Source organism: Bradyrhizobium sp. CCGUVB4N (assembly GCF_024199945.1).
Classification (GTDB): Bacteria; Pseudomonadota; Alphaproteobacteria; order Rhizobiales; family Xanthobacteraceae; genus Bradyrhizobium.
On record NZ_JANADP010000001.1, the window covers coordinates 6,271,012 to 6,293,952 of the forward strand.

19 protein-coding genes are annotated in these 22,941 nt (G+C 65.0%); 5 read left to right on the forward strand and 14 right to left on the reverse strand.

Annotation, left to right across the window (positions count from 1 at the left end; translation table 11 throughout):
- Positions 1 to 46 precede the first annotated feature (46 nt).
- The 9 genes from NLM31_RS29190 to NLM31_RS29230 form a co-directional block, all read right to left on the reverse strand.
- Positions 47 to 1,543: an aspartate aminotransferase family protein gene (locus tag NLM31_RS29190; protein ID WP_254194497.1), complete on the reverse strand. Its 1,497-nt coding sequence runs from the start codon at positions 1,541 to 1,543 to the stop codon at positions 47 to 49.
- On the reverse strand, positions 1,540 to 2,775 hold the full coding sequence (locus NLM31_RS29195; RefSeq protein ID WP_254194498.1) for a RimK family alpha-L-glutamate ligase: 1,236 nt from the start codon (positions 2,773 to 2,775) through the stop codon (positions 1,540 to 1,542). Before NLM31_RS29195 ends, NLM31_RS29190 begins: the two co-directional genes overlap by 4 nt.
- Before the next feature lie 16 nt (positions 2,776 to 2,791).
- Entirely contained in the window at positions 2,792 to 4,396 is a 1,605-nt protein-coding gene (locus NLM31_RS29200) for a hypothetical protein (RefSeq protein WP_254194499.1), read from the reverse strand.
- Positions 4,397 to 4,406: 10 nt separating this feature from the next.
- On the reverse strand, positions 4,407 to 5,189 hold the full coding sequence (locus NLM31_RS29205; RefSeq protein WP_254194500.1) for a hypothetical protein: 783 nt from the start codon (positions 5,187 to 5,189) through the stop codon (positions 4,407 to 4,409).
- Between the two features lie 72 nt (positions 5,190 to 5,261).
- Positions 5,262 to 7,655, reverse strand: coding sequence for a flagellar hook associated protein (locus NLM31_RS29210; RefSeq protein WP_254194501.1), 2,394 nt, complete (start codon positions 7,653 to 7,655; stop codon positions 5,262 to 5,264).
- A gap of 18 nt (positions 7,656 to 7,673) precedes the next feature.
- Entirely contained in the window at positions 7,674 to 9,557 is a 1,884-nt protein-coding gene (gene flgK / locus NLM31_RS29215) for a flagellar hook-associated protein FlgK (RefSeq protein ID WP_254132603.1), read from the reverse strand.
- Between the two features lie 34 nt (positions 9,558 to 9,591).
- Positions 9,592 to 11,424, reverse strand: a complete 1,833-nt coding sequence (locus NLM31_RS29220; protein WP_254132604.1) for a flagellar hook protein FlgE — start codon at positions 11,422 to 11,424, stop codon at positions 9,592 to 9,594.
- Between the two features lie 190 nt (positions 11,425 to 11,614).
- A complete protein-coding gene (gene msrB, locus NLM31_RS29225; protein WP_254132605.1) occupies positions 11,615 to 12,127 on the reverse strand; it encodes a peptide-methionine (R)-S-oxide reductase MsrB in 513 nt (170 codons plus the stop codon).
- A gap of 86 nt (positions 12,128 to 12,213) precedes the next feature.
- Complete coding sequence (locus NLM31_RS29230) at positions 12,214 to 13,668, reverse strand: FAD-binding oxidoreductase (protein WP_254194502.1); 1,455 nt, start codon at positions 13,666 to 13,668, stop codon at positions 12,214 to 12,216.
- A gap of 110 nt (positions 13,669 to 13,778) precedes the next feature.
- On the opposite strand from NLM31_RS29230, the gene NLM31_RS29235 reads away from it, so the two are divergent.
- The 3 genes from NLM31_RS29235 to NLM31_RS29245 are packed head-to-tail and all read left to right on the forward strand — an operon-like array spanning position 13,779 to position 15,274.
- The gene (locus NLM31_RS29235) at positions 13,779 to 14,315 is read left to right on the forward strand and encodes a histidine phosphatase family protein (RefSeq protein ID WP_254194503.1); all 537 of its coding nucleotides are present in this window, start codon (positions 13,779 to 13,781) and stop codon (positions 14,313 to 14,315) included.
- A 56-nt stretch (positions 14,316 to 14,371) separates the two neighbouring features.
- Positions 14,372 to 14,797, forward strand: coding sequence for a universal stress protein (locus NLM31_RS29240; RefSeq protein ID WP_234679478.1), 426 nt, complete (start codon positions 14,372 to 14,374; stop codon positions 14,795 to 14,797).
- 15 nt (positions 14,798 to 14,812) lie between these two features.
- Entirely contained in the window at positions 14,813 to 15,274 is a 462-nt protein-coding gene (locus tag NLM31_RS29245) for a hypothetical protein (RefSeq protein WP_254194504.1), read from the forward strand.
- A gap of 135 nt (positions 15,275 to 15,409) precedes the next feature.
- On the opposite strand, the gene NLM31_RS29250 is transcribed toward NLM31_RS29245, so the two are convergent.
- Positions 15,410 to 15,646 carry a DUF1127 domain-containing protein gene (locus NLM31_RS29250; RefSeq protein ID WP_128958298.1) on the reverse strand — a complete coding sequence of 79 codons (237 nt, stop codon included), beginning with the start codon at positions 15,644 to 15,646 and terminating at the stop codon, positions 15,410 to 15,412.
- 186 nt (positions 15,647 to 15,832) lie between these two features.
- On the opposite strand from NLM31_RS29250, the gene NLM31_RS29255 reads away from it, so the two are divergent.
- Positions 15,833 to 17,176 (forward strand): PLP-dependent aminotransferase family protein, encoded by a 1,344-nt coding sequence (locus NLM31_RS29255; protein ID WP_254194505.1) that lies wholly within the window; start codon positions 15,833 to 15,835, stop codon positions 17,174 to 17,176.
- 17 nt (positions 17,177 to 17,193) lie between these two features.
- On the opposite strand, the gene NLM31_RS29260 is transcribed toward NLM31_RS29255, so the two are convergent.
- Together NLM31_RS29260 and NLM31_RS29265 are read right to left on the reverse strand one after the other, a co-directional pair.
- Entirely contained in the window at positions 17,194 to 17,787 is a 594-nt protein-coding gene (locus NLM31_RS29260; protein WP_254194506.1) for a YdcF family protein, read from the reverse strand.
- 65 nt (positions 17,788 to 17,852) lie between these two features.
- Positions 17,853 to 18,440: a hypothetical protein gene (locus tag NLM31_RS29265; RefSeq protein ID WP_254194507.1), complete on the reverse strand. Its 588-nt coding sequence runs from the start codon at positions 18,438 to 18,440 to the stop codon at positions 17,853 to 17,855.
- Positions 18,441 to 18,500: 60 nt separating this feature from the next.
- On the opposite strand from NLM31_RS29265, the gene NLM31_RS29270 reads away from it, so the two are divergent.
- Positions 18,501 to 18,935 (forward strand): hypothetical protein, encoded by a 435-nt coding sequence (locus NLM31_RS29270; RefSeq protein WP_254132612.1) that lies wholly within the window; start codon positions 18,501 to 18,503, stop codon positions 18,933 to 18,935.
- Between the two features lie 6 nt (positions 18,936 to 18,941).
- On the opposite strand, the gene NLM31_RS29275 is transcribed toward NLM31_RS29270, so the two are convergent.
- A complete protein-coding gene (locus NLM31_RS29275) occupies positions 18,942 to 21,341 on the reverse strand; it encodes an EAL domain-containing protein (RefSeq protein WP_254194508.1) in 2,400 nt (799 codons plus the stop codon).
- A gap of 105 nt (positions 21,342 to 21,446) precedes the next feature.
- Complete coding sequence (locus tag NLM31_RS29280) at positions 21,447 to 22,862, reverse strand: MFS transporter (RefSeq protein ID WP_254194509.1); 1,416 nt, start codon at positions 22,860 to 22,862, stop codon at positions 21,447 to 21,449.
- Between the last annotated feature and the right edge of the window lie 79 nt (positions 22,863 to 22,941).

Below are 22,941 nucleotides of genomic sequence, written 5' to 3' on the forward strand. Positions count from 1 at the left end.
GCCCCGGACCATGTCCGGGGCGGCTTTATTTTGACGCTCTCTGATATCACTGCGCCGCGAGCGGCGGCGCAGCGACCTCGATCAATCCGCCGGTCCGCCGCGTACCGAACTTGATCACGGCCGACACCAGCGCGTCGATGTCCGTCTCCGCGGTGCGATGATTGACGATCGCCGCGCGGATCGCGAACCTGCCGTCCAGCGTCGTGCTTGACGGTGCGGCAATGCCGGACTCCTGGACATCGGCGACAATCTCCCGATTGATCGCATCGTCGGCGCGATAGCGGAAGCAGACGATGTTGAGATTGACCGGCGCGAGCAATTCGAGCCGGGGCTCGGCGAGCACGCGCGTCTCGAGATATCGCGCGAGCGCGCAGCTGCGTGCGATCACCTCACCCAGCCGGTCGGTGCCGAATGTCTTCAGCGTGAACCACGTCTTCAGCGCGCGAAAACCGCGCGACAGATCCGGACCGAGATCGCACGGCCAGACAGCACCGGCCGCAAGCCCCCTCGCCTCGCGGCTCAGATAGGCCGCCGGCTGTGCAAAGGCCTGCCGATGCCGTTCACCGTCACGCACCAGCAGGAAGCCGGCGTCATAAGGCACCTGCCCCCATTTGTGGAAGTCGAGCGCGATCGAATCCGCAAGCTCGATGCCAGCGAGCAGCGGCGCAAGCTCGGGCGAGAGGATCGCGAGCGCACCAAAGGCACCATCGACGTGAAACCAGATGCCCTCTTCGCGGCACAGATCTGCGATCGCCTTGAGATCGTCGATCGCGCCGATGTCGACCGTGCCGGCCGATGCCGTGACCAGGAAGGGCTTGAAGCCGACCTCACGATCAACAGCGATCTGCGCGCGCAGCGCGGCGACATCGATGCGATGATCGGTGTCGACACCAATCTTGCGCAGCGCGTCGGTGCCGAAGCCAGCGATGTCCATCGCGCGGGAGATACAGCCATGCGCGGCCTTCGACGCATAGGCCGTGAGCAACGTCCCGTCATTGCCGATGCCGTGTTGGCGCGCCAGCGTACCGAGCGCGCTGGTGCGCGCCACCAGCACCGCCATCAGATTGGCCATCGACGTACCGGTGACGAAAATGCCGCTCGCACCTTCCGGAAAGCCGAACAAGCCGCGCATCCACGCGACGATCTGACGCTCGACCTCGATCGGCATGTGATCGCGTCCGCCGAGATTGGCATTGAGGCCTGCTGCAAGCATCTCCGCGACCATGCCGACGGCGGTGCCGCCGCCATGCACCCAGCCCATGAAGCCGGGATGAACGTTGCCGGTCGCGTAAGGCGCGACGTGCTCGGAGAATTCGCGATAGACGTCGGCGAGAGACGTCGCTTCGCGTGGCACGTCGGTCCGGACTGCCGCGCGAACCTCGTCGGGGATCGGCTGCCAGACCGGCCGCGCGCGGACATTGGCGATGCCGTCGATCGCCTCGTCCAGCATGCGATGGGCGAGTGCACGAAACTCGCTCCAGTCCTGCGGATCGAGCGATCCGTTCGTGACAGATGCCTGCGCGTTGCGGATGATCTCGTTCATGCTGCACTCTCCACGCCCGCTTTGGCATGCCGCGACAGCATCGCGGTGAACGCGGCAAAGATCTTGCGCATCTGCGGCGGCTTGTACGGAAACACCACCGGCGAATCCATGTTGTGCACGACGGCGGTGTTGTCGGCCTCGAACACCAGGAGCTCGCCGTTCTGGTTCTCGGCGCAATCGACGATGAAGTAATCGAGGCCGACGCGCCGGCTCATCTCGTCGAGTGCATTCTGGTGACGTGTTGCGAAGGCGCGATCGAAGTCTTGCATGAAGATGGCTTCTTCGGCGCGCTTCTCTTCGCTGAACGCCATGTAGGCGTTGAGATACCAGATGTCCCAGCGATCGGCGATCGCCATGTGGCAGGCATAAGGCTTGCCGTCGACCATGGTGAGCCGGATCTTGCGAAAGAGTCCGTCGGGGCTCGCGTAGTTGACGAAACGCGCCACGAAGAAATCCAGCTCCTGCCGTTCGGCAAGATAGGCCGCGAGCGCCGTAGCATCGTCAACCTTCGCAAGCCCGACGCCGGCATGCGTGCCGCGCGGCCGTGCGATCATCGGAAAATGCAATTCGCCCGAGATCTCCGCGCAAGCGATCCGCCCTTCCGAAAGAGCCGTCAATTGCGCACGCGTCGCGTTGGCGGTCACGGGAATGTCGAGACCGGGGATATCAGCCAGCAACCGGTAGAGCTTGTCGCGATCGAGATTGCCGATCAACTCGGGGCGATTGAGCAGCGGTCGCGGCCAGCGCGGCGCGGCTTTCTCGATCATCGCCAGCGCTTCGCGGCATTCCTCGGAGTCGGATGCGACCACGATGGCAACGTCGTGCTCAGGCAGCGTTTCCGGCAGACCCTTGTCTTTGGTCACATAGAGCGTCAGGAGTTCGATATCGGAGCCTTCGAGCAGAAATTCGATCGGCGTGTTGCCGCCCATGTCGATGTCGGCCGCAAGCGCAAGCACGCGCAAGCCGGGCTTCGGCGCCGCAGACGGCGTGCGAAACAATTGATGGAAGGAGAGCACCTCGGACTGGATCACGAGGCCTGCTTCCTTCTCGCCCATCAGCTGGGCGATCAGCGACAGATCCAATCCCTCGCCAGCCTGCGCCGTCCCCTCCGCGATCCGCGCCAGCAACCGCTCGCGCAACGGGTGCAGATCGATGCCCTCGAAGGCCTGGCGGGTCAAATGCGCAAAGCCGATGCGATCGGCAAAGTTCGGCGCGGCAAGCGGATGCAACATCTCACACCTATGAGGGCTACGCCGGCACAGCGGCGGTATGGTCAAGCAGCAGCTCGGTCTTCACCAGGACGTGGGCGATGCGATCGAGGATATGCTGCACATTGTGTTGCGCTTGCGCGCCGTCCGGCGACCAGGCGTCGGTGACGAGCCGTGCGCCGATGCAAAGGCGCAACGCAGCCTGCGGCGCGCCGTCCGGTTGCTCCAACCGCACCGGCTGGCCGACGAGACAGCGTTGTGCGGCAACCTGCCGGTCCGCCACGCTCCCGACGATGTCGTCGTTCATGTCCCGCGCCAGAGCGCGATGAACGGCGCTGGTATCGGCGATGGATACCGGCTTGCCGTTACGAAGCAGCGTGAATGGAAAGATCGTAGGCCGCGCGAATTCCTCGTCGTCCACGCCCGCCTCGTCGAGGGCCGCCGGTACGGCGCGCAGCGACGGCGACAGCGCGATCATGCTGCCGATGCCGGCTGCAAGCTCGGCGACCGCCTTGGCACGGAACGCCCCCGGCACGGCGTAGTAGTTGCCGATCTCGGCCAGCGCCGCTTCCCAGCGCAGCCACTGGCCGAAATTCGGACGGCGTTCGAAGCGCGAGCGCAGCGCCGTCCACATCATCGGCCAGTCGCAGCGGCCGGCATAATCGAAGAAGCCCGGCGCGATCCCTTCAATCCGGTCGAGCGCGCGCGACAGTCCTTTCGGCACCAGCAGTGCACCGCTGAAGGCAGGACCGCCGAAGAACTTCGAGCCGGTGATCAGCACCATGTAACCGCGATCGAGATAGGAGCGCAGCCGGCGACGGCCAAGCCGCGCCTGACAGGCATCGACGACGACCTGAACCTTGCGCGGCCAGCGCCGCGCGATCTCATCGAGACAGGCGGCGCTCGGCGCACGCCAGCCGAGCTTTGACGAATCCATAATGTGCAACAAAACGCGCCGGCCTTGCGCGAGGCTGTCCTCGATTGCACGCATGACCTCGGCATCCGCGTCGGTGCGCATCGCGAGGCCGGACGTGGCGTCGAGCAGCGGTACCGCGATGCTGTCGCCGGAAAGACCCGCGATCGCAGCGTCCTTTCGCACAGCAACGCCGCTCGCCGTCATCGTGCTGAAATGGTGCCCGCGTGCGGTATGAGCCGTTCCGCTGCCGGTCTGGTCGGCCCCGACCACGATGGACACGGGCGGTCCTCCAAGCACCGCGTGCGCCAGGAACAAGGCATGGAGCTGGGAATCGGTACCCGATGGCGAGAACACGACATCGACGCGCGGCGAGAGCTGGAAGTGCCCGCGCAGTTCGTCGCGCAGGTCCTCGCAGCGCCGGTCGAAGGCGATCTCGACTTCGTCGAACAGCGATTTATGGACCAGCTCCTCGCGCGCCAGCGCGGCTCGGTCATAGCCTGCCTGCGAGATCGTCGACGCAGTCGATGAGGCGAAATTCCAGATCTCGGGTTCGGGCGACGGCGCGCAGCCATAGGCATTGACGCGCTCCCTCGGGTCGAGCGCCAGCCGCTGGTCGCCGCCGGAGACCAGCAGCGTATCCAGCGGCGTGAAGAGATCACGCAAGCGATAGCGCGAGCCGCCCTCGGACGCTCGCTCGATATCTGCGAGGTGGGATGCGCCGATGCTCATCCCGACAGGCTCACGCCGCGTCAGCCGCCGCCGCAGGGGCTGGCGCGAATTGCGAGGCGATGTCGCCATGGAACACCGAAGGACCGACGTGGTCGAGCGAGCTCTGGATGTCGGCCCAGATCTCGCCGCCGATATCGGTCCAGCGCTTGCAGAAGGCGAAGTCTTCCGAGAGATAGGTGCCGGTCGCCGGATCGATCATGCATTCGAACAGTGCGAAGCGGTTCTGGCTCGCGACCAGCGAGTCATGCGAATGCTCGCGGAAGAATTGCAGATTGGCATAGTCCGGATGGCGGCACATCGCCTCCAGCGCCTGGCGCCGGATCATCAGGAAACCGGTGCCGGCATAGCGCACGCGGGTAAAGCCGTTGACCACCACGATGCGGTCGGGATCCTCGATCTCGAGCACGTAGTCGAGCGAGGCCGCCGTGACGTCGGTCCGTCCCGCCTTGATCGCGCGCGTCGCCTTGTCCCAATTGACCCGCTTGATCGGATAGCAGCCGGCGACAACGTCGGCGCCGGATTCGATCAACCGGAAGACCTGCTCCGGCTTGAAGCCGATATCGGCGTCGATGAACAGGAAATGCGTCGCGTCCGGGTCGTCCAGGAACATCGCGACCAGATTGGCCCGCGCGCGCGTGATCAGCGCGTCGCCGTCGCGCAAGTGCACCTTGAGCCCGAGATTGGACATGCCATGCACGGCGCGCTGCAGCGCGAAGATCGAGCTCGCGTAAATGCTCGACACCTGCCCGCCGAAGCATGGCGTAGCCACCACCAGTTGCACCTTGTCCGACATTGACGGCTCCGCCCCCGCTCAAATCCTCACCAAGAGGTAAACAGGCATGGTTAACGGCGCCTTAATGCGCCCTTACAGGTACTTGACCAACGAGAGCTGCGCGAGGTTGGCGGTAGTCTGGTAAGACGCCTGCAGCGCGTTCTGAAGCGACAGGATTTCGCTCGCCACCTGGTCGGGCGAGGCCGACTCCGCCTGATCGACGATGTTCTGCAGCTGCGCCTTGGCCTGGGTCTGGCGCGTAGTCGCGTCCTTCATGGTGTTCTGGGCCATCGCGATGTCGGTCTGGATGTCCTCGATTTTCTGTTGGCCCGCCTGCGGGGTCAGCGCCTGGGTGGTACGCAGGCTCAGCGCAGCGACTTGCGCGCCCGAATACTGCCCGGTCGGCGACGTCGAGAACGTGCCGTACACGGCGACCGCCTGCAGCTGCTTGCGGATCGCGTCCTCGTCGGCCTGGGCGCCATATTGCACCGTGACGGAATCATCGACCCGCGCCACCGCGGTCGAGCGCGCCGAGCCCGGCCCGTCATTGCCGGTGTACCATTTCACGGTGTTGGCCGTGCCGTTCACCAGCGTCGTCGCCGAGCTTGCCGGCGACGAGCCGACGCGCAGCGGAGCCTTTGCCGCCGTGACCGGGGAGGACGTGAAGCCGAGCGCCGCGAACGCCGTGCTGTTCGAGCTCGTGATGTTGAGGCTGCCGGGATCGTCCGTGTTGATCGTGATCACGCCACCATGGATGGTCGATGGTTTCGAGGTGCCAGTGAGCTGATCGATCTTGCTAAGCAGAGTTGAGACATTGTCGGTAATGTTGATCTGGTTCGGGCCGGTGGCGCCCGAGGCGACAAAGGTCAGCGTCTGACCGTTCACCGTAATCGTATCGGGGCTAACGGCAGGCGGACCCGCCGACCCCGCCTGGAACGCCGTCGAGAGGACTGAGGGACCGCCCGTCGTCGCAGTGCCGCTCAGCACAGTTGAACCTGTGATCGGAGCCGTCGACGGCACGCTGCCGCGCGTCACGCTGCTGAGACCGAGCGCCGTGGCCGCCGCACCGCCGGTGACCGCCACGTCTGTGCCGGTGCCAGTGGCGATCTGGATATTGCCGCTGGCGCTCAGGGTCACGTTGGCGGAGGGGACGCCTGCGGCCGTCGCGATCGCATTCAAGATATCAGACACCTTCGCGGTGCTCCCCGACGCCAGTCCGATCGTGGTATTGCCGCTGGCCGTCGTGACCGTGGTGACGGTGGGGTCGAAGGTGATCGTGTGGGCGCCGCTCGCGCCGGTGATGGTCAGAGTGGTACCGGTCGGAGCGTTGGCGAGCGCGTTGAGAATGGTTCCGTTGAGATGGGGTGTCGCCGAAGAATCGAGCGACGTGGCCGTCGACGCAGCCGCCAATGCGCTGTCCTGCAACGCGACCGAGCCTGTTCCGGTCGTCGAGGTATAGGAGCTCAGATTGCCGGTGGCCGCCGCATTCGCGGTGGCCGATCCCGCCGTATTGAAGAAATTGTCGCCGGCGGCAACGGCCGATGCTGCCACCAGCGAGGTGTTGGCGAGCTTCGTGATCGCGGTGTTCAGCGCGGTGTTGAGGTTCGACGAGGTAATGGCTGGGTTGGGTGGTACCGCCGGAATGACATTGGGGTTGCCGGGATCGATCGCAAAGCTGCCGACCGGCGTCGGCGTAGCGCTGGACGCCGTCAGGTCGATCTGCTCGGTCGAACCATCCGGCAGCGTGAACTGTACGCTGAGCTTGTCGCCGTTCTTCGGATTGACGCCGTTGAGATTGACCGAGAACGACACCGGCGAGCCGCTTGGGCCGGTCACGGTCGCACCCGTTAGTGTCGAGGAGACCGCCGCGATCTTGAGCCCGAACGGCGACGTCGCCGAATCCTCCTGCACCTGGATCGCGCCCGAGGGCAGCGTCGACTGCACAAGCCGCCCCATGCCATTGGTGCCGAGGTCAGCCGCCTGGCGCTCCGCCATGACTTGCTTCAGGCCGGCCTGCGTCGTCGTGCCGTTGATGATGTCGCCGGCGTTGGCGACCGATTGCGTGTTGTAGGCGGTGCCGGAGAACAGGTAGCGGTTGCCGGACTGCGTGTTGAGAACGCCGACCATCGAGCCGAACTGCGCGGCGGCGGTGTTCTGCGCCACCGTCTGGCCGTTGACGTTGAGATCCTGCGACGAGGTGGCCGAGCCCGTCTGCACAGTGTTGCGGATCGTGGTCAGTGACTGCAGCGCGGTGTTGGCGAGGTTGATGTTGACGTTGACGTTGGTGATCGTGTCCGTATAGGCGGCGATGTTCGAAAGCTGCGCGCGCGAGGCGATCGCAAAGCCTTCGTTGGTGCCCATGCCTGAATAATTCTGCGACAGCTTGCCGGTCGAGAGCTGCGTCGACAGGTCGGTGAGCTGCTGGTTGATGTTGCGGATCTGCGCGCCGAGGACTGACGAGCCGTAATTAATGCTGCTGATCGACATGTTTCAGCGCCCTACTGATTACCCTTGAGCCTGGATCAACGTATTCATCATGCTCTGCACCACCGACATGACGTGGGCGTTGGCGGCATAGGCATTTTGAAGCTGGATCAGGTTCGACATCTCCGAGTCCAGGTTGACGCTGGAGGTCGAGTTGAACTTGGCCTGGAGCGTCGAAACCACGACGCTCTGGCCCTGCTGGAGCGCGGTCGCCTGGGTCGAGGCGTTGGCCTGCACGCTCAGGAACTGCTGCAGATAGTTCGAGACGCTGCCGGTGAACGGCTGGCTCGCCGAGCCGAGACCGGTCTGCGGTGAATAGGAAAACACCGTGTTGGTGAGCTGCGAATAGAGATAGTCCGAGCGCGTGGTGTCGCCCGTGGGCGTCACCGGCGAGGTGCTGTAGATCGACAGCCTTGTCGGATCGGTGACCAGTGACGGGTTGACCGAAATGCGGCCGGCAAGGCCGGTCATCTGCGAACCCGACGCCGTGATCGCACCGGTGTAGAGCGCCGTGCTGCCGTCGGTGAACAGCGGCAGTTGCGGGCTGCCCGACGTCAGCGACGAGATCGTCTTGGTGGCGGCCGACGAATTGACCTTGGCGAGACCGGTGCCGTCATCGGTGATCCGCAACGTCGTGGCGGTAGCCGGCGACGGGGCGGCGGAAAACGACAGATGCGCACCGGAAAGCGTGGCACTGAGCGCCGACGCGATCGCGCCCATGCCGGCGGAGAAATTGACTCCAACTTGCATCGGATTAGCGTTAGCAGCGTTCTGAAGCGGCAAAGCCGCCGGATCGGTGACGTTGACCAGCGTGATCTGGCGCTGCGTGTTGGTCGTTGTATCCGTGTAGGTAATGTTGACGGTGTTGCCGGGCGCCGCACCCGCGAGGTCGACGTCGAAGCCGGCCGGCGGGCCCGCAACCGCGCTGCCTGCCGTGGTCTTGTCGGACAGTGCGCTCGACATCGTCGCGGCGAGCTGGTCGACCTGGTTCTGCGCCTGCACCAGCGTCTGGTCGCGCAGCTTGAGATCGGCTGCGATCTGGCCGGAGGAGACAACGTTGTTGGCGACGACGTCGAGCGATGATCCGTTTGGCAGCTTGATGGTCAACGCCCCCACACCGGACTTGGTCGGATCGACGTTGTAGAGCGAGGTCGCCGAAAGCGTGCCGGTAGATGCGAAGGAGAACTGCGAGGCCAGTCCCGCGCCGACAAGCTGAATGCCGGTGGTGGTATAGATGTTGGTCTGGTTTGATCCGTCGGTGGTGACACGAACGTCGACGAATTTCGACAGCGTGTTGATGGCCTGGTCGCGCTGGTCCATCAAAGATGCGGCGGATGGATCGCTCGGAGCCAACCCCTGGAGCTTGGTGTTGATGTCGGCGATCTGGCTCATCGCCGCGTTGGCCTGCTGCGATGAGGTGCCGAGATCCTGCTCGACATTGGAGCGCAGCGACTGGATGCCCTTGGTGGTGACGTTGAGCTGCGTCGCCAGCGACTGCGCGGCACCGAGCGCGACCGTTTGCGCCGACGACGAGCCCGCACTGGTCGAGAGCGCCTGGAGCGAAGAGGTGAAATTGTTCAGCGCGTTTTCGAGCGTGCCGCTGTTGCCGGGCGTGCCATAGACATTCTGAAGCTGCTTCAGAATGTTGGCCATCTGGTCGGCATACCCGCTGCCGCCGGTCTCGGTGCGCAGCTGGTTCTGCACATAGCTGTCGATGTCGCGGCTGACGCCGGTCGTCTTCGCGGTCGAGCCGAAGTCACCCGTGGTGACTTCGATCTGGTTCGGCGTCTGGGCGACGTAACCCGGCGTCTGCGAGTTTGCGACGTTCGACGAGACGATCGACAGCGCGGCCTGGTTGGCACGCAGACCGCTCATCGCACTGGCAAGGGCTGAACTCAAACCCATCTTACTTGCCGCCTTTGGTTACGTTACGCGCTGATCAGCGCAACACGTTGAGGAGGTCCTGGACCATCGAATTCGCCGTCGTGATCACCTTGGTGTTGGCCGAATAGGCCTGCTGGGTCACGATCAGCTTGGTGAATTCGTCGGCGATGTCGGTGTTGGATCCCTCCAGGGACGAGCCGCTGATGGTGCCCGAGGCGCCGTCGATCGCCGGACCAGACTGATCGGTGACGGCATAGGCGCCGCCATCCAGCGCCTTGAGGTAGTTGGTGCCATTGAAGTGCGACAGCGACACCTGAGCGAGGTCGAGGTTTTGGCCGTTGGAGAAGGTGCCGACTACGAGGCCGTTGTTGTTGACGGCGACCGAACGGAGCTGGCCGGCGGCGTAGCCGTTCTGCGTGATGGTGTTGATGGTGACGGCACCGCTGGTGCTGGCATATTGCGTCAACCCACCCGAAGAGATGTTGAAAGCGACCGAGCCGAGTGATTGGCCGCTGACGCTGACGTTGTTGATGGTGATGCCCGAGCCGGTCGGCGTCGACAGCGAACCGTCGCTGGCAAAGGTGAAGGTCTGGCCGCTATTGACCCAGCCGACCGTCGTACCGGTCGCGTTCGGGTCGGTCTGATAAAACAAGTTCCAGCTGTCGGTATGTCCTGTGCCCAGTGCCGCGCTGTCGGTCTTGGCCCAGCGCAATTGCATGTTCACGGGCGTGCCGGCCGCGTTGTAGGCCGTCACGGCACCGCCGCTGATGGATTCCTTGGTGAAGGTCGCGATGTCGTTGCCGATCACCGTCCCAGTGCCGGCCGTGCCGCCGCCGTTGCGCGCCTTGGTCACCGGGCTCGTGAATCCGAGCGCTGAGAACGCGGGCGCGGTGCTCGTGATGCTGAGATCCTGCGCCGTGCCTGTGTGGAAGGTGATGGCGCCGGTCGAGGCGTTGATGGTCGGCTGCACGCCCGTGGCGGTCCCGATCGCCGTGAGCAGGTCACCGACTGTATCGTCGGCGCGGACGTGGGTTGCGTCCTGCGCGCCGGTGCCTGCTGCAGTGATAGTGATGGTAGTCGCGGGCGAGGTGCCCACGACGATGGTGTTGCCGGCGACGAAGTTCGACGTCAGCGAGTCGCTCGGCGCGGTGCCCGACAGCTTTGTTGCAGTGGTGATCGGCACTGGCGTCGTATTCTCGTTGTGGACGGACGTGCCGGTGATCGAGGCATCCGAATAGGGCGTCGCCGGCGTGCCGATCGGCAGCGGGTTCGCCGCAAAGTCGGACGGATTAAGACCACCATTGGCCAAGAGCGAACCGCTGGCCGCCGTCGAACTTGCCACCGTGTTCGGCTGAGTCGGAAGGTTCGCCGCATACTGAATCGCGGTGGTCGCCTGGGCCGGAACGAAGTTGTTCTGGAATTGCAGCACCGTCGGCACGTTGCCGGTCGGGTTGCCGGTCTTTGGATCGACCGCGACGCCCATCAAATAGTAGCCGGCACCGTTGACGAGGTTGCCGTTGGCGTTGACCTGGAAGTCGCCGCGGCGGGTGTAATTCGTGACGCCGTTGAATACCGGCACGTTGTCGACGACGCCGGTCGCCTTCTGCACCGAGAAGAAGCCGTCGCCGGTGATCGCCATGTTGGTGGCGACGGTGGAGGACGAGATCGTGCCCTGGGTGGTGATGGTCGCCTGCGCATGCGCAGTGACGCCGCCGGCGACCTGCTTGCTCGGTACGGAGGCGTCGGGGATGAGATCTTCGAATGAGGTCCCGATGCCCTTGTAACCGGTGGTGGACGAGTTCGCGATGTTGCCCGAGATGTTCTGAAGCGCGTAGGACTGCGCCTGCAGGCCACCCACCGAGGTGTTCATTGCATCGAAGATACCCATAACTTTGTCTCCAAATCCGATCTCGGCGGCCGGCAGACCATGGCCGCAGTCGGAGGAGACGTCGCAAGGTCTATGCCAATGCGGGTATTCTCAGGAAATCAATGACTTAAATAGACATGCCCCGGTCGGATGACCGGGGCATAATTGCCGGACCGGCAACAATTGCCGGGGAAACACTTCATATAACGCCCTAAGTCGCCGACGGCGCCGCGGGATGAAACACCAGCCCGAAACCGTCGATGCAGTAGCGCAATCCGGTCGGCTTCGGACCGTCGTCGAAGACGTGGCCGAGATGGCCGCCGCAGCGACGGCAGTGCACCTCGGTGCGCACCATGCCGAAGGTGCGGTCCTCGGTCTTGCCCACATTGCCCTCGATCGGCTGGTAGAAGCTCGGCCACCCCGTGCCGCTCTCGAACTTGGTCTCCGAGGCGAACAGCGGCAGATCGCAGCCGGCGCAGGCGAAGGTACCCTTGCGATGCTCCTTCAGCAGCGGGCTGGAGCCCGGCCGTTCGGTGCCTTCCTTGCGGAGGATCTCGTATTGCTGCGGGGTGAGCTGGGCCCGCCACTCAGCGTCGGTCTTCTCGATCTCGAACTTTTGCGCGGCCTTCTCTCCAGCCTCGGCGGGCGTTGCCCTCAACCAGCGGAAGGCCGAAAGGCCAAACAGGCCGGCGACGGTCGTCAACAGGATGCGGCGGTCAAACATGTCATTCTCCGTGCGCAGGAAGTCCACGCCCTGAGATACGGGTTCTAACGGCGGACGTTACACTTCCAGGCGGGATTTTTCTCAACTTATTGCGAGACGCCCTGCTCCTGGGAGGCCGGTTCCGCCTGCTCCGTCGCTGGCGGCTGCGGAGCCGGCCGCGGCCGAACCCCGGGCGGCGGACGGCGCGGACCGGTGCCGGCAGCCCGATTGGCCTCGGCCAGCCGCGCCTCGCGTTCCCTGTCCTTGACCCGGGCCCGCTCGCGGTAGCGGGCGAGCGACCCCGCGGCGGCGGAACTTGCCCTGCCCCAAACTCCGACCAGTTGGCCTGCGACCCGTCCGGTGGTGCCGCCGGCCCAGACCAGCTCGAACGGTGAGAACAGCTTCCAGCGCTCGTCGCCCCACAGGATGCTGCGTGCGATCAGCTGTCCGGCCATGGCGGAGGTGTTCATGCCCTGGCGGCCGAACCCGCTCGCCACCCACAGGCCTTTGCGCAGCTGGCCGATCTGCGGCATGCCGTGCACGGTCTGGCCGGTGGCACCGCCGAAGGTGTCGGTGATCTCGACATTGCCGAGCTGGGGAAAGATCGTGCGGATCCGCCGCTTGACGGCGCCGGCAAATCGCTGCGGCCGCGCCGCCCAGGTCGTCTCCGGGCTCTCCCACATCAGGCGATCGCCATCGACGATGCGGAAATGATCGACGCCATCGGAATCCATCACGGATCCCTTGAAGCCGATGATCTCGTGCACGCGCTCGCCGAGCGGCGCGGTGATACCGGCATAGCGCCAGACCGGTAGCAGCGTCTCCGAGAGGCGCCGCAAGGGCGCGCCGAGATGAATGTTGCCGGCGAGCACGATGTGCGTGGCGCGCAGCCGCGCCGACGGCGTGACGATGCGCTTGCGGATACCGGAATGATCGATGCTGACGACCGGCGTATCCTCGAAGATGCGGGCACCGGCGCGCCGCGCCAGCACGGCAAGGCCATGCACATATTTGCGGCCGTCGACCTGGAATGCTTTGGGATAGTAGATGCCGTGGAAGTAACGATCGGTCTTGAGCGCCTCGCGAACGCGATCGACCTGCCAGCCCTCGACCTCGGTGTCGAAATCCTCGTTCAGCATCTGGAGCCGGCTGATCAGCCGGTCGCCGGCATCGACGTTGGAGACTTCCAGAACGCCGTCGGTGAGGCCGATGCCCGGCATGTTCTCTTCAGTGGCATTGGCGCGGACGAACTCGGCGCCCTCCTTCGAGAGCGTCCACAATTCGCTGGCGTCCTCGAAGCCGATGCGCTCGATCAGCTCCGTGAGCGGCAGCGCGAAGCCCGGCGTCACGGTGCCGAGCTGGTTGCCGGAGGCGTTCCAGCCGATATGGCGGCCCTCGAGCACCGCGACGCTGGCCCCGAGCCGGGCCGCCTCCAGCGCAATGGAGAGGCCGGCAAGCCCCGCCCCGATCACGCAAATGTCGGCGTCGAGATCAAACGACAGCCGCGCACGTTCACGAAAGCCGGCTTCTTCCTGGGACACGCTTGTGAAAGTCTCGCTCATGTCGTTTTGTCAACGGAGCAATCTTCTTAAAGGACCAATCGGGCGCTTGTCACCTTGTCCTCAACCGGCGCCTGTAGATTATTCTGGACGTGGAACGATTCGAGAATGCCATGCGCCGTTTGATGCTGCTGCGTCACGCCAAGACCGAGACCGACGCGCCGAGCGGCCGCGACCAGGACCGCCGGCTCGACGACCGCGGTCAGCGGGACGCCGCCGAGATGGGCGACTGGATCGCCGCTCACCCGCCCGTGCCCGAACTCGTGCTGGTGTCGCACGCCGTCCGTGCCCGGCAGACCTGGGACATTGCCTGGCAGGCAATGAAGGACCGCATCGCAGCACCGCAGGTCGAGATCCTGCCGGAACTCTACGGCGCCGATCCCGCGCAGATCCTTGAAACCATTCGCACTGCAACCGTCCCGGCCAATCCCAGGCAGTTGCTGCTGGTCGGGCATAATCCGGGCATGCACGAGGCCGGCCTGATGCTGATGGGCAGCGGCGATCCGGCCGGCGCCAAGGCTCTCGCCGGCAATCTGCCCACGGCGGGGCTTGCGGTCCTCGACTTTGACGTCAAGGATTGGGGTGACGTGGCCTACCGCCGCGGCAAACTGGTGCTGTTCGTCAGCCCCAAGTTGCTTCGACTGGGATGAGACGCGCGGGCGCCGTCTCGACCGGTTGATGCAGCTTGGTCACTAGGGAGGCGCAGATGTTCAAGTCCATTCTCGTGCCCATCGACCTCGCCGACACCGATCTGGCAAAGCCTGCGATCGCGACCGCGACAACGCTGTCGCAGAACTGGAGCGGATCGGTCCGGCTGCTCAACGTGCTGCCGATGACGCCGGTGATGCTCGCCGAATACGTCCCGGCCGACTTCGACGAACAGCAGCGCCAGACCTCGGAAGAAGCGCTCGCCATCGTCGCCCGCGAATCCGGAATCGAGGCCTCGCACATCTCAAGCGTCGTGCGCCAGGGTGGCATCTATCACGAGATCCTGGAGGAAGCCGCGCACATGAAGGCCGACCTGATCGTCATGACCTCGCATCGGCCTGCGATGCGGACCTATTTCCTCGGCTCCAACGCCGGGCATGTCGTGCGCTACGCGAAATGCTCGGTGCTGGTGGTGAGGCACTGAACTCGGAGCAATGTCGTGAAGCAATGGTGGCGGAGATGGACCTACGAGGTCCCGCTTGCAATCGGCGATGCACTGTGGGAAGTGCTGGTGGTGCAACTGGCCGCGCTGCTGGACAGGCTGACGGTGCGGAAGGTCATCGCCTTCATCCCCGTCGTCATCCTGATAGGCGCCTACTACCACAGCATCCCGATTCCGCCGGAACTGATGCTGATCGGCGACTTCCTCGCCTATATCGACATCTTCTCGGTGCTGTTCCTGATCGGGGTGCTCAGCCGCGTCACGACGATCTTGTTCGTCGTCAAACAGGCGGCGGCACGCGTCGCGATGCTCGCAGGCCACGTCGCCGCTCAGTTGCAGCGGCTCGATGTCCGGCATCGGCGCACGCGCAGCGCTCCGGCGAGGCCTCGCCGCAAGCCTGATCGGTCCGAGGACGATCGAGCCTATGGCGGCGTATGGGGCCAGGTCGCGCTGGCTTGATTACGGTCCGGATTATCCGCTGCGCTCGCAATGACGATGCGGCGGCTGTTGCGGGCTAAAACTCCGCTCTCGTCTCCCGGCTCTGCGCCGCAACACCAAGGCGTTGCAGCGCGTCCGGGGCGAGAGCGAAGGCACTCACAGATACCGCGTCAGCTCGGCCTTGAACTGGCCGTAGACGGCGTCTTCGATCTGGCTGCGGTTGATCCCGATGTCGCGCAAAGCGCGGTCGTCGAGCTCGTTCAGCGTCTTGACGGCGGAGCGGCGCTCCAAGCGGTCGAACAGGGCATAGGCGGCGTTGACGAGCGTGGCAAAAAATCCGCTCGACGAGGATGGGCGTAAACTCCGCCCGGCAGTTTGCGAGATCGTGGTCATGTTTCTTCTCCGGCCTTTGGTCCTGCGCGGCGAAGCGGATGCCGTTGGCGCAAATGCCTTAAGCATCTGCACCTCATTTGCCATCGGATTGCTCTCGCTTTCCTCGGCTCAATCGCGGACCTTGATGGAACTTAAATGCTCCAGTACATTGCTCGGAGCAAGGAAAACATTGCTCTCGGTGCAATAATGTCCAAGTTCGAGTACGTGAAGCTTGCGGATGCCATTGCCGCAGATATCTCTAAAGGCACGTTAAGACCCGGCGACCGGCTGCCGCCGCAACGCAATTTTGCCTATGACCGTGGCATAGCGGTCTCGACCGCGAGCCGTGTTTATACGGAGCTGCTGCGCCGCGGGCTCGTGGTCGGCGAAGTCGGGCGCGGCACCTTCATCTCCGGCGACATCAGGCGCGAGGTCGAGACCATCACCGAACCGCGTGATGCGCGCATCGATTTCGAGGTCAATTATCCGTTATTGCCGCAGCAATGGGCAATGATCGCCAAGAGCCTCGCCGGGCTCGAGCGCGTCGACGCTTTGGAAGCCGTGCTGCGCTCGTCGACCAGCACCGGCACCAAGAGTGCACGCAACGCGGCTGCCGCCTATCTGGCGCGCAAGGATTTCACGCCTCAGGCCGAGCAGATCCTGTTCACCGCCAACGGCAAGCAATCGCTCGCGGCCGCGCTCGCAGCGCTCGTGCCGACCGGCGGCCGTTGCGGCGTCGAGGCGCTCACCTACCCCTACGTCAAGAGCATCGCGGCACGGCTCGGTATCACGCTGGTGCCGATTCCGATGGACGAATTCGGCGCGCGGCCTGACGCGATCCAGAAGGCGCATCGCGAAGCGCATCTGTCGGCGCTGTATCTCCAGCCCATCATCCAGAATCCGCTCGGCGTCACCATGAACGCGACACGGCGCGCCGACATCATGCGCGTTGCCGAGAAGCTCGACCTCACCATCATCGAGGATACCGTCTACGGTTTCCTCGCCGACGACACGCCGCTGGCGGCGCTGGGGCCGGACCGCTGCATCGTGCTCGACAGCCTCTCGAAGAAGGTCGCGCCGGGTCTTGCGCTCGGCATCCTCGTCGCGCCGCCTCACTTGCGCGAGAGCGTGATGAGCGCGGTCCGCACCGGCGGCTGGATCGCCTCGGGCCACGCGCTCGCATCCGGTCAGCGATTGATGGCCGACGGCACCGTCGCCGAGCTGACACGGCTCAAGCGCATCGACGCCGCACGTCGCCAGCAGACCGCGGCACGATTGCTCGCCGGTTACCAGATCGCCGCCGATGCGCGCTCCTATCATCTCTGGCTGACGCTGCCGCCACACTGGCGCTCGCAGACATTCGTCGCCGCGGCGGCCCGGCGCGGCATCGCGCTGACGCCGTCCTCGACCTTCGCGGTCGCGCATGGCCATGCCCCGAACGCCGTGCGGCTGGCGCTCGCCCCGCCCTCGTTCGAGCAACTCGATTCCGGCCTGCGCACGATCGTGTCGCTGCTCGGCACCAAGGAGGAAGATTTCGACTCGACGGAGTAGCCCCTCGCCGGTCAACGCTACGGCCATTCGGCGATGAAGCCTCTCGCCTTGTACGGCCCGATCTTGTCCCATTCGTGCAGGACACGACGACGAAATTCATCGTCGGTATGCCAGAGCGTGCGTGGCGTCGCAAAACTGTCGACGGTGAGCAGCAGCTTCGTCACCTCGGGCCAATGCCGGTGCAATGTCATCGGATAGCGCCGCGCGGTCCAGGTGTTGCCAAGGCAGATCACGCTGCGGATATTGTGCAGTCCCAGCGCCGCATCGATGATCGGCAGCGAGAAGATCACGTTCTCGCCGGTGTTCATCGCGCGATGCTCCTCGAGAATCCGATCCCCCGGAATGCCCGCATCAACCATGGCCGCCTTGATGATCATGCACTCGGATTGCTCCGAGCCGGGCGTTACGCCGCCGCTGACAATCGACCAGCGGAAAGAGCCCTCGCGCCAGAGCCGCGCGGCGGTTTCGGCGCGCAGCACCACGTCCTCGCGGGTGCCGAACAGAAACAGCAAGTCGGCCGGCTGAAGCGGCGTATCGATCAGATGGGTGCGATTGATCTCGGCGATCTCGTCCGCCGTCGGCAGGCGCGTACTGCGATTCCCAACTGTCATCGCGGCACGATGCGGGACCGGCGCGCGGCTGCGAAGTCAATTTTGATTGCGGCCGGTTACGAGCGCTAGGGCAGCAGGCCAGCCGGCAGCCGATCAAAACTGTAGCTGCGCGGCTGGTTGCGCCGGACGAAGCCGCCGACTTGCCAGGCGAACAGCGCGGCAAAGCCGAGGATGAACAGGAGACCGGCGACTTCGCCGATCATCAGCGCGCGGATCAACAGTCCGGCCATCGCCACGGCCAGCACCGCGAGGAACGCCAGCACAGCCGCATAGGTCTTGCGGCCGAGGCCTGCGGTCAGCGCGGCGCGGCTGCCGGCCTTCGCCATCCGCGCGTGCAGCTCGACGAGAAAATCGCGAAACCCGCGGTCCTGCGGCGCCATCAGCGCCGCGGTCTGCCAGCTCGTCGACAGGATCGCGATGCGGCCGCCGCTGGTACGGCAGACATCGGCGCGAAAGCGGTGCTGCTGCATCGAAACCGGTCGGAACGACAGCCGGATTGCACTGATCTCATCATAGCGCCAGACGCCCGAGCGGCCGGCGATGTGCCAGGACAATCCCTCATCCGTCAGCTCGAAGCGATGTGCCGAGCCGATCAGCGACGCCTTGTAGGCGTAGCTCGTGACCGACCGCCCCTTCCCGTCCGAAACCTGCATCACTCAATCCCGTCCGCGATCCGCTTGCGCGACCGCCCTCCCCCATCCTACAAGCAGGGCATGGCTGAGACGACCTATTTCCCGCGCCACCTGATTCTCGGGGCCGCCATGATCTCGGGCGTGCTGCTCGCGCTCGCGGTGCACATGTTGGGTGCACGCTACGGGCTCGACCTCGGCGGTCTCTGGCGCTCGGACACGCATGAGTTCATGCCGACCGGAGCTGCGATCGCCTGGTGGCTGATTGCGACCGTCGGATTCTCCGGCGGTTATTTCACGGCGTCGTTGATGCAAAGCGCCGTCTCCGGCCAGATCCCGCAGCGGATGCGTCAGTTCCTGATCGCGGTCGGCGTGCTCCTGCTCGCCGGCGCCGGACAGGCGGCCTCGGCGCCGAGCCCGATCCCGACCATTTCCGGCGTGCTCGCAGGCCTCGCGGCGCTGTGTCTCGGCGCCGTGATGGCATTCTGCGGCGCGCATTTCGCGCTTCGCCGCGGCTAGGCCTTTTCAGGCCGAAGCGCGCAGCCGCGGCCGTTCCAGCATCATCGCGACCTCGGAAGCGGGCCGCGGCATGCTGAACAGATAGCCCTGCGCCTGGGTGCAGCCTTCGCGCCGGAGCAGCTCGAGCTGCGCATCATTCTCGACGCCCTCCGCCGTGGTGACGATGCCGAGGCTGCGGCCAAGACCGGTCACGGCGCGGATGATCGCGACCGAATCCTCGCGCGTGGCGAGCTCGGAGACGAACGAACGATCGATCTTGATCTTGTCGAACGGAAAGCTGCGCAAGTAGCTCAGCGAGGAATAGCCGGTGCCGAAATCGTCGAGCGAGATACGCACGCCCATGGCGCGCAGATCGTGCAGCGTGGTCAGCGTCGCCTCGCTGTTCTGGAGCAGTACGGATTCGGTGATCTCGAGCTCGAGGCGGCTCGCCGCGAGCCCCGATTTCTCCAGCGCCTCGGTCACCGATGCAATCAGGTTCGGATTCTTGAACTGCACCGGCGAGAGGTTGACGGCGACGCCGACGTCATCCGGCCAGGTCGCAGCATCTGCGCAGGCACTGCGCAACACCAGCTCACCGAGCTGGATGATCAGGCCAGTTTCCTCGGCGAGGGGAATGAAGTTGAGGGGCGAGATCAGGCCGCGCTGCGGATGGTTCCAGCGCATCAGCGCTTCGAATGCCACCACGCGATCGCTGGCGACGTCGCGGATGGGCTGATAATACGGCTGGAATTCATCGCGCTGCAGCGCCGCCCGCATATCCATTTCCAGCAGGCGCCGCGCCTGCGCGCGCGCGTCCATGCCGGTCTCGAAGAAGCGATAGGTGCCGCGGCCGTCGGCCTTGGCGCGGTACAGAGCGAGGTCGGCGTTTTTCAGCAGCTCGTCGGGATTGCTGCCGTCCTGTGGCGACAGCGAGATGCCGATCGAGACGCCGATCACGATCTGATGGTCGTCGATCGCGTAAGGCGCGGAGATCACCTCGACCAGACGGCCGGCGAGCGCCCGCGCGGCAGCCTCTTCCGAGCGACCGATCTGGACCACGGCGAACTCGTCGCCGCCGAGGCGGGCGACGGTGTCGTGTTCGCCCACGGTGGCCTTGAGCCTGCGTCCGACTTCCTTCAACAGCGCGTCGCCAATGGGATGGCCGAGCGAGTCGTTGATGTCCTTGAAATGGTCGAGGTCGAGGCAGAGCACCGCGAGCTGGTCGTTCGCGCCCGCCCGACGCAGCCCCTGCTCGAGCTGCTCGTGGAACAGGACGCGGTTCGGCAGATTGGTCAGCGCATCATGGCGCGCCATGTGCGAGATCTTGGCCTGCGCCTCCAGCCATTCGGTGATGTCCTCGAAGGTGGCGACCCAGCCGCCGCCCTGCATCGGCTGATTGACGACACGGATCGAGCGATCGAACCGGGTCACGACCTGGCTGGTCGTGCGGCCCTCCCGCGCGTCGGCGACGAGCCGCGCGAAGAATTCGTTTGCATCGCCCTGCCACTGGCCTTTGGCCTGCTCTTCCCGCAACACGTCGACGAGCAGCCGGCCGGTGAGCGGAATGTTGGTGCGACCGAGCATCGCGGCGTAGCGCTCGTTGAACAGCTGGATCTTGCCCTCCGCATCGAACATGCACAACCCCTGCGACATGTTTTCAAGAGCGGTATCCAACACGACCTGCTGGCGTCCGATCTCGCCCTTGGCGCGACGGTCGAGTACGGCGGCCGCGAGCGCGATGACGAGAATGGCAGCGGCCGCGCTGGCGGTCAGGATGGACAACGACGCCGGCGGGATCGAAAGACCACTGATCACGAGCGTCGGATCGGGCGTCAATTCCAGTGCGCCCATCGCGGTGAAATGGTGAGAGACGATGGCAACCGTCAACAGGATCGTCGCGGCAATCGCGTCGGACAGGCTATCGCCTCGTCCCGCGACGTGCAGGGCGAACGATCCAAACAGGATGCCGAGCACGATCGAGACCGTCACGGTTCCGGTGGCCCAGCCGACATGGGCGGGAATCTCGAACGCCATCATGCCGGTGTAATGCATCGCGGCCACGCCTGCGCCAACGACGGCGCCGCCGACAGCGACCAGCCCCCTATGCGTGGACGAAACCGAGATGCTGAGACCGATGAAGGTGACTGCGATCGCAAACAGCAGCGACAGGATCGTCACGGGAATGTTGTAGGCGCCGCCGGCGCCCGGCCCGTAGGCCTGCATCGCGATGAAATGGGTTGCCCAGATACCGCAGCCGGCCACCATGGCATCGAGCGTGATCCACACCAGACGCGCCGACCCGCTCGCCGCACGCGCGCGGTGAAACAGGCTGATTGCCGCCGCGCTGGCGAGCAGACATACCACCCCGCCGAGTGCGACCAGGCGCAAATCATGCTGGTCCGTGAGACAAAACAGAACTTGATACATTGCCGGCCCCTATTCCATCGGGCACTAGAACCGGCAGAAATGGACAGTCGGTAACCGGCTATGCGCCGGTTACCGGAATGGTGAACAGGGAATGTGTGCGCTTACTCACATTTGTTCGCCGCCCGCCTTTGCACCGAAGCCGATCACGCCGGCCGCCAGCAGCAGCACGGCCGCTGATATAATTAGCGACTGGTGAAGGCCGATCATGAATGCGCTGTCGGAGGCTACCAGCGAACCGAACAGTGCAACGCCGAGGACACTGCCGGTCTGTCGCGTCGCGTTGAGCACACCCGCAGCGATACCGGAGCGCGCCTTCTCGACGCTGCCGAGCAAGGTGGAGGTGAGAGGCGGCACCAGGAGGCCAAGTCCGCCGCTGATCGCGATCATCTGCGCGAAGATCGCCCAGTAGCTCGTCTCCGGCTCGATCCAGAGCAGACCAAGACAGCCAAGCGCCGAGATACAGGCGCCGACAACGATGGTCGGGCACGGGCCGATGCGCTCGGCGAGGCGCGGCGCCAGCAGATTGACCGGCAACACCGCGCCCATCATCGGTACGAAGGCGAGCCCGGTCCACCAGGCCGACAGGCCGTTGATCCGCTGGAAGTAGAGACTGAGCACAAAGATCAGGCCGTAGATCGCGATATTGACGAGCAGGCCGACGACCGTGGTCAGGGTAAACAGCCGATGACTGAACAAGGACAACGGAAGCATCGGTTGCTCCGTGCGGCTCTCGCGCCAGACGAACAGCGTCGCGAAAACGGCGGCCGCCGCGAAGGCCGAAAGCACGAGCGGATGCTCCCAGCCGAGCCCGCCACCCTCGATGATTGCGCCGGCAAGCGCCCCCAGCGCGCCAATCGCGGCGAGCTGGCCAGGCAGATCGATCTCGCGCGAACGCGCCCGCGTGGTCTCTGTCGCATAGCGCCAGCTCAGCCACAGACCGGCGAGGCCGATCGGCAGATTGACGAGGAAGATCGCGCGCCAGCCGACCAGCGTGATCAGCGCGCCGCCGACGAAGGGACCGGCGGTCAGCGCCAGGCTTGCGCCCGCCGCCCAGACCGCGACGGCACGGCCGCGCGCGCGGTCGTCCGTATAGGCATGATTGAGCAACGCCAGCGAATTCGGCACCAGGATCGCCGCCGCCAGCCCCTGGACCAGCCGCGCGCCGATCAGCACGATGGTGTTGGGCGACAGCGCGCAGGCGAGCGAGGCCGCGGTGAAGATCGCGAACCCCGCCATGAAGATGCGCTTGGCGCCGATCCGGTCGCCGAGTGCGCCGGCCGTAAGGATGAAGGCGGCAAAGGCGATGGTGTAGGCGCTCACCACCCATTGCAGTTCGGCAACGCCGCCGCCGAGCGTTTTGCTCATCGCATCGAGCGCGGTGTTGACGATGGTAACGTCGAGCTGCACCACGCCGTAGCCGAGGCTCATCGCCGCCAGCGTCAGCGAGGTCGCAAGGCGCGAAGCGGTGCGCGTGACATCCTTCGCGCCGAAGGTTTCATATTTGACGGTGTTGGCTCGCATGCTGCCACCTCGATTGCAGCCCCATGCGACATATACGCGCCCGGCCCGTCGTCATGTTTCGACAATGACCGAATGATGG

What these genes read in the sequence shown, in the direction of transcription:
- flgK (WP_254132603.1), bottom strand. Translation starts at nt 9,557, where the DNA reads ATGGGTTTGAGTTCAGCCCTTGCCAGTGCGATGAGCGGTCTGCGTGCC.
- NLM31_RS29190 (WP_254194497.1), bottom strand. Translation starts at nt 1,543, where the DNA reads ATGAACGAGATCATCCGCAACGCGCAGGCATCTGTCACGAACGGATCG.
- NLM31_RS29260 (WP_254194506.1), bottom strand. Translation starts at nt 17,787, where the DNA reads ATGACAGTTGGGAATCGCAGTACGCGCCTGCCGACGGCGGACGAGATC.
- NLM31_RS29240 (WP_234679478.1), top strand. Translation starts at nt 14,372, where the DNA reads ATGTTCAAGTCCATTCTCGTGCCCATCGACCTCGCCGACACCGATCTG.
- NLM31_RS29235 (WP_254194503.1), top strand. Translation starts at nt 13,779, where the DNA reads ATGCGCCGTTTGATGCTGCTGCGTCACGCCAAGACCGAGACCGACGCG.
- NLM31_RS29270 (WP_254132612.1), top strand. Translation starts at nt 18,501, where the DNA reads ATGGCTGAGACGACCTATTTCCCGCGCCACCTGATTCTCGGGGCCGCC.
- NLM31_RS29255 (WP_254194505.1), top strand. Translation starts at nt 15,833, where the DNA reads ATGTCCAAGTTCGAGTACGTGAAGCTTGCGGATGCCATTGCCGCAGAT.
- msrB (WP_254132605.1), bottom strand. Translation starts at nt 12,127, where the DNA reads ATGTTTGACCGCCGCATCCTGTTGACGACCGTCGCCGGCCTGTTTGGC.
- NLM31_RS29265 (WP_254194507.1), bottom strand. Translation starts at nt 18,440, where the DNA reads ATGCAGGTTTCGGACGGGAAGGGGCGGTCGGTCACGAGCTACGCCTAC.
- NLM31_RS29250 (WP_128958298.1), bottom strand. Translation starts at nt 15,646, where the DNA reads ATGACCACGATCTCGCAAACTGCCGGGCGGAGTTTACGCCCATCCTCG.
- NLM31_RS29275 (WP_254194508.1), bottom strand. Translation starts at nt 21,341, where the DNA reads ATGTATCAAGTTCTGTTTTGTCTCACGGACCAGCATGATTTGCGCCTG.
- NLM31_RS29205 (WP_254194500.1), bottom strand. Translation starts at nt 5,189, where the DNA reads ATGTCGGACAAGGTGCAACTGGTGGTGGCTACGCCATGCTTCGGCGGG.
- NLM31_RS29195 (WP_254194498.1), bottom strand. Translation starts at nt 2,775, where the DNA reads ATGTTGCATCCGCTTGCCGCGCCGAACTTTGCCGATCGCATCGGCTTT.
- NLM31_RS29280 (WP_254194509.1), bottom strand. Translation starts at nt 22,862, where the DNA reads ATGCGAGCCAACACCGTCAAATATGAAACCTTCGGCGCGAAGGATGTC.
- NLM31_RS29210 (WP_254194501.1), bottom strand. Translation starts at nt 7,655, where the DNA reads ATGTCGATCAGCAGCATTAATTACGGCTCGTCAGTCCTCGGCGCGCAG.
- NLM31_RS29200 (WP_254194499.1), bottom strand. Translation starts at nt 4,396, where the DNA reads ATGAGCATCGGCGCATCCCACCTCGCAGATATCGAGCGAGCGTCCGAG.
- NLM31_RS29230 (WP_254194502.1), bottom strand. Translation starts at nt 13,668, where the DNA reads ATGAGCGAGACTTTCACAAGCGTGTCCCAGGAAGAAGCCGGCTTTCGT.
- NLM31_RS29220 (WP_254132604.1), bottom strand. Translation starts at nt 11,424, where the DNA reads ATGGGTATCTTCGATGCAATGAACACCTCGGTGGGTGGCCTGCAGGCG.